Genomic DNA, 16,531 nt, shown 5'->3' on the forward strand with positions numbered 1-16,531 from the left:
AACCGAATCACCTGGAAGAAAAGACACTCTGATTCCTAAACTGTTTTTTCTTAAGTGTCCTTTGTCATTTGTCCTTTGCGTATAATTTTTGACTAATGACCAATGACTAATGACCAAATTTATGCAGATGCTCTGCGATAATGTTGCAATTCTGTTCGCAACAAAGCAATTTCTGCTCGCAATTCATCAATATCTGCTTGCAAGTCGCCTGTATCTGAACTGGGTTGCCTAACGCCTGTGGTAGTTTGATTAGCATTAGCTGCTTCTGCTGCCCGATTTGCCCGGTCTAGGACTTCTTGTGTAAACTGGTGCAACTTTTCTCTAGCTTCCGCATCAAATTTGCCCAGTTCACTCAAAGCATCGGTCAAGGCGACCTCTAAACGCTCATTAACTACTTCAGCTACCGCTCTGCCTACGAAAAAGGCTTGCACAAGGGGGTTACTCATAAATATTTGTTACGTTGCTCCGCAAGAGAATTATAACTTGCCTGTATGCTTTGCGGCTTCTATTGTAGAGCTAGGATTTTGGGTTAGCGATCGCTTTTTCTATTTTCCCATCTCCATTTTTCCTCACAAACACTTAAATAACTATAGGACTATGATTTGATTTCTGAAAAAACTCCGTACAGATCAAAGAGCATTCTTTCCCGTTGCCTCTTGCCTCTTGCCTCTTGCCTGCCTACCCAGATAAGTTCAAAAATAAAATCGGATTGCTATATTGTCAAAAATATTCATTAATTGATGTACCCCTGGTAGCTTAAGTGTGTTTGCGTATTAAAAAAACCAGACCGAACCATTGGAAGTCGCGGCTAAACAAACGTTCGCGTAGCGTCTCGCAGAGAAGTCCGCACTTCTCTACGAGACGCTGCGCCAACGACAAGCTCAGTGAACACCTGCGCGGACTAAATCTTTTAGCCTCGGTCGGCAGGCTTTGTTTTGGTAGCCGCTATTTTAATCGTCCGGCGCAAGATGTGAAAATACTATATTTGTTATTTGTTGCTCTTGAACTATGAATGATTTCTGACTCTAAAATACTCGCCTGCAAAGTTTGACGATACTTTTCTTCAGTTACCATCGCACTCATGCGCTTATCTGCGATCGCATTAACAGCGCCAATCAGTGTAAATTCAGAAATTCTTGAAAATAATAAAAATACTAACTTGCCGGATGAAGCAAAACGGAAGTACATACTCTCCAGGAACGGTTAAATCAATTGCGGGTGGGGATTTCAAATGAAATTAAGATTGATTAACCTCGTCCAAGAAACCTCTAGTTGTTAACATTTTATTTACTTTTTGCTCAAAAAGTAAATAAAATTAGTCTTGTGCAATGGTAATCAGCTATTATCTATGTAAATAATTTTATCTTTATTCATTAGTCCTAAACTCCTCTTAGGAAAGGATCAATGACCTTGTGACTACTTTCCCAGGTTCTCCCAAATTATTCAAAGGGGCAATTGTCGCTATTGACTCGACTACAAATATAGTCATCAGCACGATTGCATTTCAATACAATCCAGAAACGCTATCTCGTACTCTTCAACCACAAACTGTGGGAGAAGGACAAGGTGCGCGTTCGGAAGCATTACGTTTAGAAGGTGCGCCAGTAGAAAGCATCAAAATAGATATTGAATTGGATGCCACAGATCAATTAGAAAAAGTAGAGGATGTGGCGGTTCAATTTGGCATCTATCCTCAACTTTCGGCTTTAGAAACTTTAATTTACCCAGCCAGTTCAACTATTGAAACCAACATGGGACTAGCAGACAGAGGAATGATGGAAATCATTCCGATGGAAGCACCAATGACACTGCTGGTTTGGGGCAGTAAACGAGTATTACCAGTCCGTTTAACAGAGTTCAGCATTACAGAAGAAGCCTATGACATTAATCTGAATCCGATTCGAGCCAAAGTGTCTCTTGGTCTGCGAGTTCTCAACTATGGTGATTTGCCGTGGGGACAGCGCGGATCTCGCTTGTTCTTAGCTCATCACAAAGCAAAAGAACTGATGGCAATCAAGGGTAGCATCAATAATCCAGCAGCTATCGGAGTTAAAATTTCCAACTTACTTGGTGGCTAGAAGTAAATATTTAGATTTATATCTAAACACAAATTCCCCATGTTTGACCATACCAGCCGTTATTACAACATAGAAAGTGTCGAATATACTACAGGAGATGGGCGTAAAATTGCTTACAAACGTCGGCGGTTTCTTCCCCAAGGTCAGGAAATTCCTCTGTTTGTGGAAGTCACGGTAAATGAGGGAAATCGTCTTGATTTGATTACCTCTAACACTCTCGGCGATCCCCTGCAATTTTGGCAGATATGTGATGCCAATAACACAATGAATCCAGAGGAGTTAACTGCTGAGTTAGGCAAAGTTATACGTATTCCCATGCCGCAAGTGTAGGGAGTAGTTTATGCCACTTGGAATTAACCTAACCCTACTGATTGGTGAAAACGTTCCTGCACCTGCTCCACGAATGATTATGGAAGCACTGCAAAGTGTAGAAGTAACACAGAGCGATGAAGGACGCTCTGGTTTTCAAATTGTTTTGCAGTTGGGACGATCGCAACGCAATGACATGCAAGATTACCAGTTACTCAAAAACCCTCTATTAAAAGTATTTAATCGTGTAATTATCATTGTCACCATTGGAGCGATCGCTCAAGTTTTGATGGATGGCATCATCACCAATCAACAGTTTTCACCTAGTAGCGCACCAGGTAGTTCCACCTTGGCAATAACAGGTGAAGATGTCAGCGTCATGATGGATTTGGAGGAAAAGTCTATTGAACACACCGCCCAGGATGAAGCTACCATCGCTCGTTTTTTGATTTCCAATTATGCCAAGTATGGTTTAATTGCTAAAGTCATCGCTCCAAAATTCAGAGATCGCCCCACTCAAAATGAGCGAATTCCATCACAGCAGGGAACTGACTTAAAGTATCTACAAAGCATCGCCGAACGATTTGCATATGTTTTCTATATAATTCCAGGGCCAACATCAGGTACAAACACAGCTTATTGGGGGCCACCTCAACGTCAAACCCAACCCCAACCAGCCTTGACGGTGAACATGAGTTCTTTCACCAATGTGAATTCCATCAACTTCCAAAACAATGGTTTGGCAGCTACGGATGTTAGGGGACAAGTCCAAGACCGACGTAGCAACGAGAGCCGGTCTCTGCCTCAAGCAACCAGCGATCGCCCCCCACTAGCAAATCAACCAGCAGCCACCAACCAACCCCACAAACGGACTGAACAGTATCGAGAAACAGGACGGGAGATAGCACAAGCCCAGGCGTATGCCCAAGCGATCGCTAACCGATCTGTCGATGATGTCGTCACGATTACAGGTGAAGTAGATACTGTGCGTTATGGAAGTTTGCTCCAAACACGAGGAGTAGTCACCTTGCGGGGCGTGGGATTGAATTATGACGGACTCTACTACATCAAAAATGTCACACATAAAATCAGCAAAGGAGATTACAAACAAAGCTTTACGATTACCCGTGAAGGATTAGGCAGCACAATACGGCAGGTTGCAGGATGAAGCAATTTTTTGGCAAATATCGTGGTAAAGTCACAGCTAACAACGATCCGCTTCGCCAAGGGCGAATTCAAGTTAGCGTCCCTGCTATTTTCGGAGACGGACGGCAGAGTTGGGCTATGCCTTGTTTTCCCTACGCTGGCAAAAATATTGGTCTGTTTGCGATTCCACCAGTTGATACCAACGTTTGGGTAGAGTTTGAGGGAGGCGATCCAGATTATCCGATTTGGAGTGGTTGTTTTTGGGGTAAAGACGAGTTACCAGAGGAGGCAAAGCAGGCCACTAACGCTGAAGATATCATTGTTTTCAAAGCTTTTGCGGATGGCAGAGCCGCCAAGGGAATTACCATCACCATGAGTAATTCTGGTGAAAAAGGATTGACCATTGAAGTCAATCCGCCAGTTGTGCCTCAGCCTCTCAAACTGACATTTGATCCTACAGGCATTGAGATTTCAGCAGGAAACTTAGGAACTATTAAAGCTTCCATCAATAGTGTTTCAGTCAATAACGGTGCTTTAGAGGTGACTTAATGGGCAATTCTCTATTTCATGTGAACGCTGTTGCCAATTGTCCTCATGCTGGTGTGATTTCCACAATAGTTACTAATCCTCGTGTGAAAGTTAGCGCTCAACCAGTTGCCACATTAAATGACATCTATTTAATTGCAGGCTGTCCCTTTACTTTACCTAACGGGAAATACCAACCTTGCCTCAAAGTCAAGTGGGTGACAGTTGCGACACGAGTTCGCGTCAACAACCAACCTGTAGTCCTGCAAACTAGCACAGGTCTTTGTCTAAGTGCCGAAGAGATTCCCCAAGGGACAGCAAATATTATCATGACTCAACCAAGAGTAAAGGGGATATAACACCAATTTGAAAAAAGAATGCAACAAATGCCAATCTTGAAACCCGCGCTAAATCTAGATTTATTAATTTTGAATTTTGAATTGGTATAACTATGGAAATCAACTATCCCCTACAAATTGATGGGCGAGGGCGAGTCGCCGAGGTAAATTACGATCGCCATATCCGGCAGTTGATTGAACAAGTGTTATTTACAGAACCAGGGGAACGAGTCAATCGTCCCAATTTCGGCAGTGGTTTGAAACAATTGCTTTTTGGACCCAATAGTCCTGAGTTAGCAGCAGCCACTCAGATGTTGGTGCAGGGAACATTAGAACAGTGGCTAGGAGATTTGATTCTACTGGAAGCAGTAGATATTGAAAATGTTGACTCCCGTTTAGAAATTGCGATCCAATATGTGGTTCGACAAAATCAACAGCGACAGGTAGCACAGTTCAGCCGCGAGGTTTGATTTCTAAAATTGTTTGCGTAGGTAGGCAATAGGCAATGGGCAATGGGCAATGGGCAATGGGCAATAGGCAATGGGCAATGGGCAATAATAAAGAAGACTCTTTGAGTTGTATTGATTTTTTCATCAAATAGGAGTCCTATAATTCGTAATTCGTAATTCGTAATTCGTAATTAAGACACGCTCAAAAAATACATCCTTTCCCAATTTGGTTTGAGATGATTACTCAATATCGATGCAAAAATGAGCAACGACGCAAAGCAGTCCGAGACACTTTTGATAATGGCCGTCCTCGGCTGAACGGCATTGATTATCTAGAAGTGCTGGCTGACCAAAAGACATTAGTTGTGTATTTGATTCATCCATTAGTTGATTTGGATGAGGAAGATAAATTCACTGAAGAAAAAGTGGTAATTGAGGGAGGAATACGGTTAAGAGATATTCGTGTCGAGTCTGCAAGCTCGAATGCAAATGTCTTAACAATACGTGTCAATCAAACTGGAGATTACTCTCGCTATACTTTACGTTTAGTTAATTCCTCTACCACTTCTTCACCACCCGACGGCTTCGATCCTCAACTTTCTCAGGTGGAGTTCTCTTTCTGGGTGGAGGAAGTAAGTGAATTCGATTGTCAAACACCTGCTCCTTTAACTGAAAAAGAGTCACCACCGCCAGCGATTAACTATTTGGCAAAAGACTATAGCAGTTTTCGTCAGTTAATACTCGATCGCTTGGCTGTAATCATGCCGCAGTGGAAAGAACGCAACCCTGCGGACATCGGCATCATGCTAGTGGAATTGCTAGCTTATACAGGTGACTATCTCAGTTATTACCAAGATGCTGTTGCTACCGAAGCATATTTAGGAACAGCCCGCAAGCGGGTATCAGTACGTCGTCATGCTCGGCTATTAGACTATTTCATGCACGATGGCTCTAATGCACGGGCTTGGGTTGTAATTGAACTCAACAATAATTTTGCAGAACAAAGTATAAAATTGCTGGGGCCTGCGATTGAAAAAAACCGTTCTGGCGTGAAATTTTTAACTAAAACCAACATTGCCTCTGCTGCATTACCCCTTGAAAAATTTGATACAGCTGTGAATGCTGGCGCACAGATTTTTGAAACGTTACATGACATAACTCTGTACCAATCTTTAAATACTATCAAGTTTTATACTTGGGGAGAGGAGCAGTGTTATTTACCCAAAGGTGCGACCTCTGCAACCTTGATAGATACAGATGGAACCCTGCAAAAGTTGTTAGTTCGCGGCAAAGTCTTGATATTGGAAGAAGTACGCGGCCCCAAAACAGGAGAGCCAAGAGATGCAGATATCACACATCGACATCCTGTACGTTTGACCCAGGTTGCAGGCAAAAGCGATCCGCTCTATGACGAGCAGATTGTAGAAATTCAGTGGTCAGCCACAGATGCCTTGCCCTTTGATTTGCAGATTTCTAATATCGATGCCCAAGGGGAACGCATTACTGACATTAGTGTGACACGAGGCAACGTTGTTTTAGTCGATGCAGGATGTACAATTCCTCAGCCACAATCAAAAGTCAACACGAGTAGCGAACCAGAAGTCAAACAACTAGAAGAACTGTCGAAAAATCCTGGTTGGAATCGGCTGCGACCTCGTTTAAAGGAAGGCCCATTGACTCAACAAGGGTATGTGTATAATAAGCGAAATCAGTGGGTTTGGTTTGATCCAGAGGAACCAGCGATCGCAGCCATGCAATGGAAGTTGCAAGATACTTTCCCAGCGATCGCAGTGTGGGAAAATCAACCACCTAACCCAGATACAGAACCAGGCCCGCGTTGGGAAGCGCAAACAGACTTACTGATTAGCGATCGCTTTGAGCGTCACTTTGTTGTCGAGACAGAAGACGATGGTAGGGCTTACCTTCGCTTCGGTGATGATACTTTAGGCAAAAAACCCAAGCTAAACACAAAACTATTTGCTACCTACCGCATTGGCAATGGCAGCATCGGCAATGTCGGTGCAGGGACGATCGCCAATATTCTCATCTTGCCTGAGAATTTGGAATTAGAGCAACGCTCACACCTTAAGGCAATTAACGAAAGCATCGTCAAAGTTTATAATCCCCTACCTGCTCAAGGAGGAGTTGACGCGGAACCCATAGAGCAAGTGCGCCTCTATGCACCCCAAGCATTTCGAGAGCAACGGCGGGCAGTGACGACAAAAGACTATGCAGACATCGCTCAACGATTTCCGGGAGTCCAAAAAGCGATCGCTAACCGCCGTTGGACGGGTAGTTGGCATACTATTTTTATCACCGTTGACCGTGAGGGGGGGCGATCGCTTGACGATGATTTCAAACAAAAGCTTTTAGCCTTTCTCGAAGAGTTCCGATTGGCGGGACATGACATCGAAATTGAAAGTCCTCGTTTCATCCCTTTGGATATTGCCATGATAGTACAAGTCGAGCCGGGGTTTTTCCGGGGCGTAGTCAAAAAAGCTTTATTAGATACATTCAGCAACCGAGTTTTAGCGGTTGGAAAAACAGGATTTTTTCACTCCGATCGCTTTACTTTTGGTCAACCTGTGTATCTGAGTCAGGTGATTTCCACAGCAGTGCAAGTGGCAGGGGTGCGATCGGTCGATATCACCCGCTTCCAACGTTTGAATGAATTACCCAATCAAGAACTGGAAATTGGTCAAATTCCTTTTGAACCCTTAGAAATTGCCCGTTTAGACAATGACCCTAGTCTACCTGAATCCGGCAAAATAGAGTTCCAAATGGAGGGTGGTTTATGAATTCTAATTATGCTCCCAAACAGCCCGAAAACCGCCCAGGTTTGCCACAGTTGGCATATCGAATTACAGATTATACATCCACTCGCAAGCGGCTACTGAGCTTACTGCGAGACAGCTTGCGTCTCCAAGAATCTCAGGAGGCAGGCCCCCTTGCCAAACTTACCATCCGTGCCGATGACGACCCCGCGATCGCCCTGCTGGATGCATGGGCAGTGGTAGTAGATGTCCTCACCTTTTATCAAGAGCGAATTGCTAATGAGGGATATCTGCAAACTGCAACAGAACGGCGATCGATACTAGAACTGGCGCGGATGATTGGCTATGAACTCAATCCCGGTGTTGCTGCTAGTACGTATTTAGTGTTTACAGTCGAAGATGCTCCTGGTTCTCCAGATGTGGCGACAATTCCCAAAGGCACTCAAGTAATGAGCATTCCGGCTGAGGATGAATTGCCTCAAACCTTTGAATCTAGTGAAGAGTTCATCGCTCATGTTATTTGGAATAATCTTAAACCCCGCCCCAACCGCCCCCAAAAGATTACAAGTGAAACACGACAGTTGTACATCAAAGGTGTTAATACCCGACTTCAGCCAGGTGATTTCCTTTTTTTGGTTGAGCAGATTGATGAATCAACTACTGGTCGCAAGTATCTTTTGCCATTAACGAAGGTTGAAACTAATACTAGTGAAGCCTATACCTTAGCAATTTGGAAGGATACTCTTCCAGATCAAAATACAACTTCTGAGCAAAGTAGTCTTCCTTTAGAAAATCCCCAAATATTCGCTTTTCAACAACAAGTCTCCCTCTTTGGTCATAACTTCTCTCCGACAGCAAATATTCAGATACCTCCTCCTAATCCACCAACAACAAAACCTATAACTTTAAATGATTTCGTGGTATCAAATCTTCTGCAACCTAATCTAAGCAAAAAACAAATTGATCTCGATAATCTCTATCCTAAAATTATTAAAGGTGGCTGGCTTGCTTTATATGATGCCCGGAATTCTAATAAATTACTTACTGGTGTTTATCAAACTAAGAATATATTTTCGAGTTCTAGAGTTGAAAATCTACTTTTTATTTTTGATAAAAACCTTGCTCAAACGCGAAAGATTACTAGCGTTGAATTGGATAGTTTTATAAGCATTGAGTTTAACGATGTTGACTCGGAAAAATTTAATATTAGAAGTACAATTATTCTTGCACAAAGCGAACTACTAGAATTAGCTCCCGAACCACTTAATATTAGCGATCTGCAAGCTAAAATCTTTGAAGATCCAATTCAGGGTAAAACTGTTTTTCTTAGTGAGTTTATTCCCAAATTACAACCAAATCAAACAGTAATTGTCAGTGGTCAATGCATTCGCGCTCAACTCAATGATATTGGTGGAGTGTTTGCATTAAGAAAACAATCAGAGAATATTTCCTGGGAAAAAATCAATAATGGCTTGACGAATTCGCAAGTGCGATCGCTAGCAGTTAATTCTGAAGGAACTCTGTTTGCAGGTACTACCAAGGGCATTTTTATTCATCCAAATGAAGCTAAACACTGGGAACCGCTCATTAGTTGGGAATCAGCTAGTCAGAAATTAGAAAAAAAAGAGATACAAGTACTACTTATCCCTGAAAACTCTAATTTAATTGTTGTTGGTACTGCTAACGGTATCTTCCGTTATGAAGACAAAGATAAGAAGTGGGAAGAAATTAATCAACAGGCTGGTTTGGGTTATACCGATATCAGAGCATTGATATATCGAGGTAGTGAAATTCTCGCAGGCACAATTAATGGCGGAGTTTTCAAATCAATCAATGATGGTAAAAATTGGCTGCCAACGGGTTTAAATAACACTGATGTGCAAACTTTAGCAACTCAAGGAAATTATATATTTGCAGGAACCATTCGGGATGGAATATTCCGCACTACTGATGGCGGCTCAACTTGGCAGCAAATTACTAATATCAGGCAAGGAAAAGGCACGATTACAACTGAAGGTACAGGTGTATTCCGTCACGACACAAACTTTTCGACGCAACGCCAATTAGATGATGTTAACACAGGTGATATAATTAACGCTAACGGTCAAAGTCGAACTGTTCTCGCAATTAGTTCTGATAAGCAGGAACTAACTATTGATCGCCCTTTCCGTCCCGATTTAACTGTAAATACTTCCTTCAATATTAATACTGGCTTAACGAATAAAAATTTTACTGTATTAGCTGTTAAACAAAATTATATCTTTGCAGGAACAGCAGGTAGCGGCGTTTTTCGCTCTGAAAATAATGGCGATCGCTGGATAGCAGTCAATACCAACTTGATTGATTTAGAAATTCGGTGCTTAACAGTTCACAATGAAGAAATTTGGGTTGGTACATCTCAAAATGGTGTTTTCTGTTCTACTAACAACGGTGATACATGGGATGCAATCAACCCCAATCTCACTAACTTAGATGTGCGAGCAATTTTACCGCCAACAGAATCTAATAGCAATTTCTTTGTAGCTGGAATCGGAATTTTGCAGCCTCCAGAAGGCTTATCTCCCAAACCTATACAGCGAGGAGATATTGTACAAATCTTAGAACCACCAGTTTCTATACCAGACAAACCAAATAACTACCTATGGAAGGTGATAGACAAAGACGGTTTCCCAGGCGATTTAATTACTACAACAGGTTTAGACAAGCCTGAATTTAAAAATGAGCTAACCTTGCTTCCCGCCTTGAAAGATAGTGAGATGGTGAGCGAAACGGCTGTAATTCAAATACCACCCACAGATCAACAAAGTCCCATTCTCACCTTGCAAGAGCCATTAAAATATGCATACGATACCGCAACTGTCAACATCTACGCCAATTTGGTACAGGCTACCCACGGTGAAACGGTAGAAGAAGTCTTAGGAAGTGGAGATGGCTCAACTCCCAATGAGCGCTTCATGTTGAAAAAGCCGCCATTAACTTATGTTGCTGCGACGAACGCTAGAGGTTCGGAAAGTACTTTAGAGGTGCGGGTAAATGGCATTCTGTGGCAAGAAGTTCCCTCTTTGTACCCTCTGAAACCATACAGCGAAAACTATATTATTCGCATCCAAAATGATGGAAAAAGCATTGTCACCTTCGGAGATGGCAGCAAAGGCGCTCGTTTGCCTAGTGGACAGGAAAATGTTACAGCTACCTACCGCAGTGGCATCGGTTTAGAAGGGAATTTGGCTGCGGAACAATTGAGTTTGCTAAAAACTCGCCCTCTTGGCGTTGCTGAAGTTATCAATCCTTTGGCAGCAACGGGAGGTGCGCCACGCGAGTCCCTAGAAGAAGCTCGTGCTAAAGCACCGCCTACCGTCCGCACCCTAGATCGCATTGTCTCAATCCGCGATTTTGAAGACTTTGCTCAAGGATTTGCTGGTATTGGCAAAGCTCAAGCCGTTCCTCTGTGGAATGGGGAAAGCCAGCTGGTGCATATCACGATCGCAGCTGTCAAAGGCTCAGATGTACCAAAGGATTCTCAACTTTACACCAAACTTGTAGAAGCGATCGACAATGCCAGAGATCCAATTCAGCAGGTGCAGGTTGATTCTTATCAGCGTTTATTGTTTAACGTAGAAGCCCGTTTATTACTCGATGCTCGCTATCAAACGAAACTTGTGCAGCAGGACATCCATGAAACTTTAAACAAAACCTTTGCTTTCGAGCAACGCCGTTTTGCTCAAGAAGTAACTGCGGCAGAAGTTATTGCTGCAATCCAGACAGTCAAAGGTGTGGTAGCGGTTGATTTAGATGCCCTTTACCAACTTGGACAAAGTAAAGCGCTAAAACAAACACTTCCAGCATTACCTGCTCGTTATGATCCTCAAATTAGTACTATTTATCCTGCCCAATTGCTGCGATTGAATCCAGAAGGTATCCAATTGACGGTTGTAACAACCTTGTAAGGAATAAAACTACTATGAACCAGCTACCAGGCGATCGCCTCTACAAATTAATACCCGCCATCTATCAAATACGAGATGTCGAAGAGGGAGAACCCTTACGCGCTTTGCTGGCCGTCATTGAACAGGAATTGGGCATCATTGAAGATGATATTAACAATTTATATGACAACTGGTTTATCGAAACTTGTGACGATTGGGTAGTTCCCTATATTGGCGATTTGCTGGACGTGAGGGAGCTAGAGTCTAGTTCTTTTTCGACCAATCAACCACAATCTGCGCGCTCTCGATCTTATGGACAACAAGAACAACGAGCTTACGTAGCCAATACCCTGGCATATCGCAGGCGCAAAGGCACAGCCCCAATCCTAGAGCAATTGGTACGTGATGTCACAGGTTGGCGAGCAAGAACTGTGGAATTCTCTCGCTTACTACTAAGTACGCAAAATTTGAATCACATTCGTTCTGCAAGTGCAACGGTTGATTTACGGGCAAATAGTTTACAACTGGTTGGCACTCCTTTTGAGCAACAAGCTGTTTACACAGCAGAAGTGCGACGGGCTAGCCAAGGTGGACGTTACAACGTCCCGAATATTGGGTTATTTATTTGGCGGTTGCAAAGTTACCCAATTGAGCGTAGCACCGCTCGTGTAGCGCCTTTTAGACTTGATAATGAGCCAACAGGACGGTTTTACACGTTTAATCCCCTTGGTTACGATGATGTACCGCTATTCAACCAACCCCAAAAAGAGACAGATATTGTCACCCTGGCTCAAGAAATTAATTTGCCAGCCGCTTTACGCTACCAACCTTTAGCGAATGAACTCAAACAGCGGCGACAGTTACGCTTACAAGGGAAATCTATAGAAGGAATTCGCTACTTCGACAGCGATCCGGTAATTCAAATCTTTGTAAATGGACAGCAAAACCCGATTCCACCAGAAGAAATACTAATTTGTAGTTTGTTAGAGATACAAGAAAATCAGCAAGAAGAATCGAAGCCTTGGCGCTTTGTAGAAGTTGATTCTGAACTGAGTCTGGATGATACGGCGTTACCGACAAAAACTGTTGCCGTCGATCCCGAACTGGGACGCATTGCATTTCTCGATCGCATTCTTCCCCAACGAGTAGAAGTAAGTTATCTCTATGCTTTTAGTGATGACCTTGGTGGAGGGACTTACAGTCGTGGTGTCACTAAAAATGATTTGCTTGATGCTTCTGCGCCAAACCAAACAGCATCTTTGACCAATCCTTTATTGTGGGAGGTTGAGCAAGCAATTTCTGCCGAGCAAAATCCTCTAGCTACAGCAGTCCAAGCATGGAATCAGACTGTATCTGCTTGGCAATCTTTACAAAATGGCACTCATATTCGCCTCGCCTCGATTACTGTTCATCCCGTTCGGGAAATTAAACCAGGCAAAAAACTGCAACGTTTTGCTCCTGGGATTGTGAACAAAGGGTTGGATGTTGTTCCTGGTTGGTGTAATACAGAGATATGTGTCACTCCAGGATTAGCGATCGATTCTCAAGGAAGATGTCTGCAAATCAGAGTGAAGGAAACCGTTGATCTGAGTGAGATTGATCTGAGTAGTTATCCCAATGGCACGGGTCTTTTAGTTATTAGCTATCGGGCAGCTTTGCAAGAAAATAATTACCAACTTGATGTTGTTCCTGAAACGGCTATTGATGATACTGGCTATCCTCAAGGAACGTTTATTCCCTTGGCAAAATTGGTGCATTCCCGTCATGGAATAGAATTGGATAAGAGTGTTCGCTACTCGTTCCAAGCGGGGATTGTGCAGGGGCTGGAATTTAAAGTGCGTCCAGGTACTTTAGAAGCTGTGATTACAGCCGGAACTGCAATTGATCACCAAGGTAAACAGGTTGTAGCGGCCACTGCAACCTACATTAATCTCAAATCTTGTCAGGGACTGAGTGGATGGTTGGCTGTTTCCAAAAATACTCAAGACAGCCGTGCCATAGGTTTTATCAAAAATATCCGAGATGGACAAAGATGGCCATTAAGCTTCATTTCAGCAGCAAACGCAAATATAAATCAATATATTTATCTAGCTCATCTCAATGTTCCGCAAGTGAAAGTTAGCGTTGAATCTGTCGCTGATATTCATGGGCTGGACGTGATTGCACAGGGAAATAAAATTACAGTTACGGCTGGTAGTGTTAAAAATACTGAAGGAGAAGAAATTAAGCTAGAGCGAAATTATCAGTTTGACTTGAGTGCTTATGCAGCTCGGCAATTAGTATTGTTCATTTCCAGCCAGAAAAGACAGGGATTCCCGATTAAACCTGTTTCTCATGACGATAATCAAGACTGGCAGCAACTTGGTATTGTCTCGGAAATACCGAAACAATCAGATACAGGAATTATTCTGATTAATGACAATCTCAGATATACGGGAGATTTAGAAATTGTTATCCCACAAGCACGACGCTTGAAAATAGTAGCAGCAGATGGTTGGCGATCGCATATTCAAGGCAATGTGTTTGTTCAAGGTACAGCACCTCGCGATCAACTAAATCAAGGAGAGTTGCTTCTCGACGGATTGCTCATTGAAGGACAAGTCATAGTTCTACCCGGCAATTTGGAACGGTTGGAAATCAATGATTCTACTCTCGTTCCAGAACAAGGTGGCTTACAAATCCTCCAATCAGCACAAGAACTCGATTCTTGGAAATCGTCTAACTCGGATCAAGAAGATGGCTTCGATCTAATTGCGATCGCGATCGTCATGCTTACCTTTATCCAGGAATGGTTACGCCCTAAAACCGGAGCAATTCGTCCACCTGAAGAATTTTTGCGTCAGCTAACGCAACTTCTCATGCAGCAAATCAACCAATTGAGGACAGAAATCTGGCAAACACTTGTCCCTAATGGCTATTTAGATGATTGGCATTGTTTACCCTGGGTTCAACTGTCGTCACAAACAACTGCACAACAAGATAATTCTCGTTTGGAAATTAGCCTCAATCGCAGTATCTGTGGTTCACTGGTTGATTTCACAGGAACTATTTCGCACCTGAAAATAGAAGCTTGCATCATCGATAAGGGACAGCCGAGAAATAATATTGCAGAAACTAGTGGTGTAGCAATCTCATTTCCTGGTGCAGCAGCCGACATTTTCAACACAACTGTTTTGGGTATGACTACTGTTAGTCAAATAGAAGTTAGCAACAGTCTGTTCATTGAAAAAGTCACTGTTGCCCAAAACCAGATCGGTTGCATCCGCTTTTCTCATATACCCGAAGGTTCGCGTACACCCAGCCGTTATCAGTGTCAGCCTGATTTAGCATTTCAAGAGGCGTTGAATCCCCTACCAGAAGCGATCGCATCAGTTGCGATCGCCGACGGCAAAGCGCAGCCCATCGCACCGCAAAATCAACAACTATTTATAGGAACAGCAGGCAGAGGAGTGTTCCGTTCCCAAAATAATGGTGCAACTTGGCAAGCTGTCAATCAAGGATTAACAAATCCTTACGTTGCTACAGTTTTAGCGTATACCCAAGATGGAATCGGTGAAGTTTTGTTAACAGGTACTACAGGGGGAAAAATCTTTCGTTCTCTCAATTCTGGTAATAATTGGACTTCTCTAGATGCCACCGGAACGAATGCAACAATCACGATTTTACGTCAATATGATTGGCCTTTAACCGGAAACTTAGTTGAACAAGGGCAAATCCAAATTAATCGCCTCCTTTGCCCAGCTGAATGCCGCATCGGTGACACGATCGCAGTAGAAAATCAAACGCAAGATAGACAATCCCGTGAGATTATCGCTATCAATATTGACGAGTCTGCTGAAATAACAACCTTAATTTTAAATGCTCCGTTTGATAATTTATCAGGCACAATCAACTTTTTTGTCAACACTCTACTAGCAGCAACGGCTGGGGATGGCATTATTCGTGGCAATGGCAATGCTGAGAACTGGATATCTATTAATACAGGACTCACTAATAGAGATGTCAGAACATTAGAAGTTTATTTTGATGGCTCAAAAGGACAATTAGTTGCAGGGACAGCAGGTGGCGGGGTTTTTCAAATTATTCATAATGAATCTGAAGATAAGTATGGCGATCGCTGGATACCCATTAACAAGGGCTTAAAGAATTACTACATTACTGCGTTGATACTTGATGCTGATGAGATAATAATTGGTACATCAGGCGGAGGGATATTTTATTTTAACGATTCTGAAGGATGGATAGCCATTAATCAGGGGCTAAATAGTTTAGATATTACTGCGTTAGTCAGTTATCAAATCACTGGCACAGTATCTATCGAAGTATCTATCGAAGGCACGGCTGTAACTGGTGTCAAAACCTTTTTTAAAGAAGAAGGACTGCACCCAGGAGACGCGATCGCGATCGCAGGAGAGACGGGAAAAATCAGATCAATTGATTCTAATACACAGATCATCCTTGAACCGACTTTGCCATCAGACTTAACAGGAGTGAAAACTTATAACCCAATCTATAATTTATTATTAGCTGCTACCTCAGATGGTAAAATATTTCGTTCTGTCAATGGCGGTAATTGGAGGCAATTAAGTCTAGATTTAAAAGGTTTAGATATTACCGCATTAACAGTTAATACTAGTAATGAAAATCTATTTGCGGGTACAGCAGCAGGAAGTATGCTCAGGTCTGAAAATGCCGGTGACAGTTGGTTAGCTATTAATGAAAAATTAACAAATGTAGTAGAAAAGTTACAAATAATGGAGCGATTGCAACCACTATTTACTTCAAAAAATTATGGCGATCCAGGCTATGCCCAACTTAGACAAAACAGTGCTTCAGAAATCCGTACCGGCAGCGACGATAAAGCTGAAATGGGTGCTTTTAACGCTCTCAAACAACCTCAGCGAGAGACTAACTTGCAAGCAAATTTAGAAGAATACTTACGTTTTGGTTTAGAAGCAGGAATTTTCTACGTTACTTGAGGAGAGT

Annotated in this window: 12 protein-coding genes; 9 read left to right on the forward strand and 3 right to left on the reverse strand. The window is 42.7% G+C overall.

Features of this window, described 5'->3' with window-relative positions; all coding sequences use genetic code 11:
• Positions 1–119: 119 nt before the first annotated feature.
• Positions 120–446, reverse strand: coding sequence for a DUF6825 family protein (locus F8S12_RS13360; protein ID WP_196516755.1), 327 nt, complete (start codon positions 444–446; stop codon positions 120–122).
• Between the two features lie 499 nt (positions 447–945).
• Positions 946–1,188: a hypothetical protein gene (locus F8S12_RS13365; protein ID WP_196516756.1), complete on the reverse strand. Its 243-nt coding sequence runs from the start codon at positions 1,186–1,188 to the stop codon at positions 946–948.
• 224 nt (positions 1,189–1,412) lie between these two features.
• Here F8S12_RS13365 and F8S12_RS13370 point away from each other — a divergent pair, with 224 nt between their 5' ends.
• The 6 genes from F8S12_RS13370 to F8S12_RS13395 all read left to right on the forward strand — a co-directional run bounded on the left by F8S12_RS13370 (position 1,413) and on the right by F8S12_RS13395 (position 4,866).
• Positions 1,413–2,078 carry a CIS tube protein gene (locus tag F8S12_RS13370; RefSeq protein ID WP_196516757.1) on the forward strand — a complete coding sequence of 222 codons (666 nt, stop codon included), beginning with the start codon at positions 1,413–1,415 and terminating at the stop codon, positions 2,076–2,078.
• Positions 2,079–2,117: 39 nt separating this feature from the next.
• Positions 2,118–2,408: a hypothetical protein gene (locus F8S12_RS13375; RefSeq protein WP_196516758.1), complete on the forward strand. Its 291-nt coding sequence runs from the start codon at positions 2,118–2,120 to the stop codon at positions 2,406–2,408.
• A gap of 10 nt (positions 2,409–2,418) precedes the next feature.
• The gene (locus tag F8S12_RS13380; protein ID WP_196516759.1) at positions 2,419–3,555 is read left to right on the forward strand and encodes a hypothetical protein; all 1,137 of its coding nucleotides are present in this window, start codon (positions 2,419–2,421) and stop codon (positions 3,553–3,555) included.
• Positions 3,552–4,082 carry a phage baseplate assembly protein V gene (locus F8S12_RS13385; protein ID WP_196516760.1) on the forward strand — a complete coding sequence of 177 codons (531 nt, stop codon included), beginning with the start codon at positions 3,552–3,554 and terminating at the stop codon, positions 4,080–4,082. Before F8S12_RS13380 ends, F8S12_RS13385 begins: the two co-directional genes overlap by 4 nt.
• Entirely contained in the window at positions 4,082–4,417 is a 336-nt protein-coding gene (locus F8S12_RS13390; RefSeq protein WP_196516761.1) for a hypothetical protein, read from the forward strand. Before F8S12_RS13385 ends, F8S12_RS13390 begins: the two co-directional genes overlap by 1 nt.
• 92 nt (positions 4,418–4,509) lie before the next feature.
• Positions 4,510–4,866, forward strand: coding sequence for a GPW/gp25 family protein (locus F8S12_RS13395; protein ID WP_196516762.1), 357 nt, complete (start codon positions 4,510–4,512; stop codon positions 4,864–4,866).
• On the opposite strand, the gene F8S12_RS13400 is transcribed toward F8S12_RS13395, so the two are convergent.
• A complete protein-coding gene (locus tag F8S12_RS13400) occupies positions 4,850–4,990 on the reverse strand; it encodes a hypothetical protein (RefSeq protein ID WP_196516763.1) in 141 nt (46 codons plus the stop codon). The two genes, F8S12_RS13395 and F8S12_RS13400, sit on opposite strands and share 17 nt — an antisense overlap.
• 91 nt (positions 4,991–5,081) lie before the next feature.
• Here F8S12_RS13400 and F8S12_RS13405 point away from each other — a divergent pair, with 91 nt between their 5' ends.
• From F8S12_RS13405 to F8S12_RS13415, 3 genes are read left to right on the forward strand one after another with little or no spacing between them, the layout of a single operon-like run.
• Positions 5,082–7,643 carry a baseplate J/gp47 family protein gene (locus F8S12_RS13405; protein WP_196516764.1) on the forward strand — a complete coding sequence of 854 codons (2,562 nt, stop codon included), beginning with the start codon at positions 5,082–5,084 and terminating at the stop codon, positions 7,641–7,643.
• Positions 7,640–11,566: a putative baseplate assembly protein gene (locus tag F8S12_RS13410; RefSeq protein ID WP_196516765.1), complete on the forward strand. Its 3,927-nt coding sequence runs from the start codon at positions 7,640–7,642 to the stop codon at positions 11,564–11,566. The genes F8S12_RS13405 and F8S12_RS13410 overlap by 4 nt, the downstream gene beginning before the upstream one ends.
• Before the next feature lie 14 nt (positions 11,567–11,580).
• On the forward strand, positions 11,581–16,524 hold the full coding sequence (locus tag F8S12_RS13415; protein WP_196516766.1) for a hypothetical protein: 4,944 nt from the start codon (positions 11,581–11,583) through the stop codon (positions 16,522–16,524).
• Positions 16,525–16,531 lie beyond the last annotated feature (7 nt).

Source organism: Nostoc sp. WHI (genome assembly GCF_015714725.1).
Taxonomy (GTDB): domain Bacteria; phylum Cyanobacteriota; class Cyanobacteriia; order Cyanobacteriales; family Nostocaceae; genus Nostoc.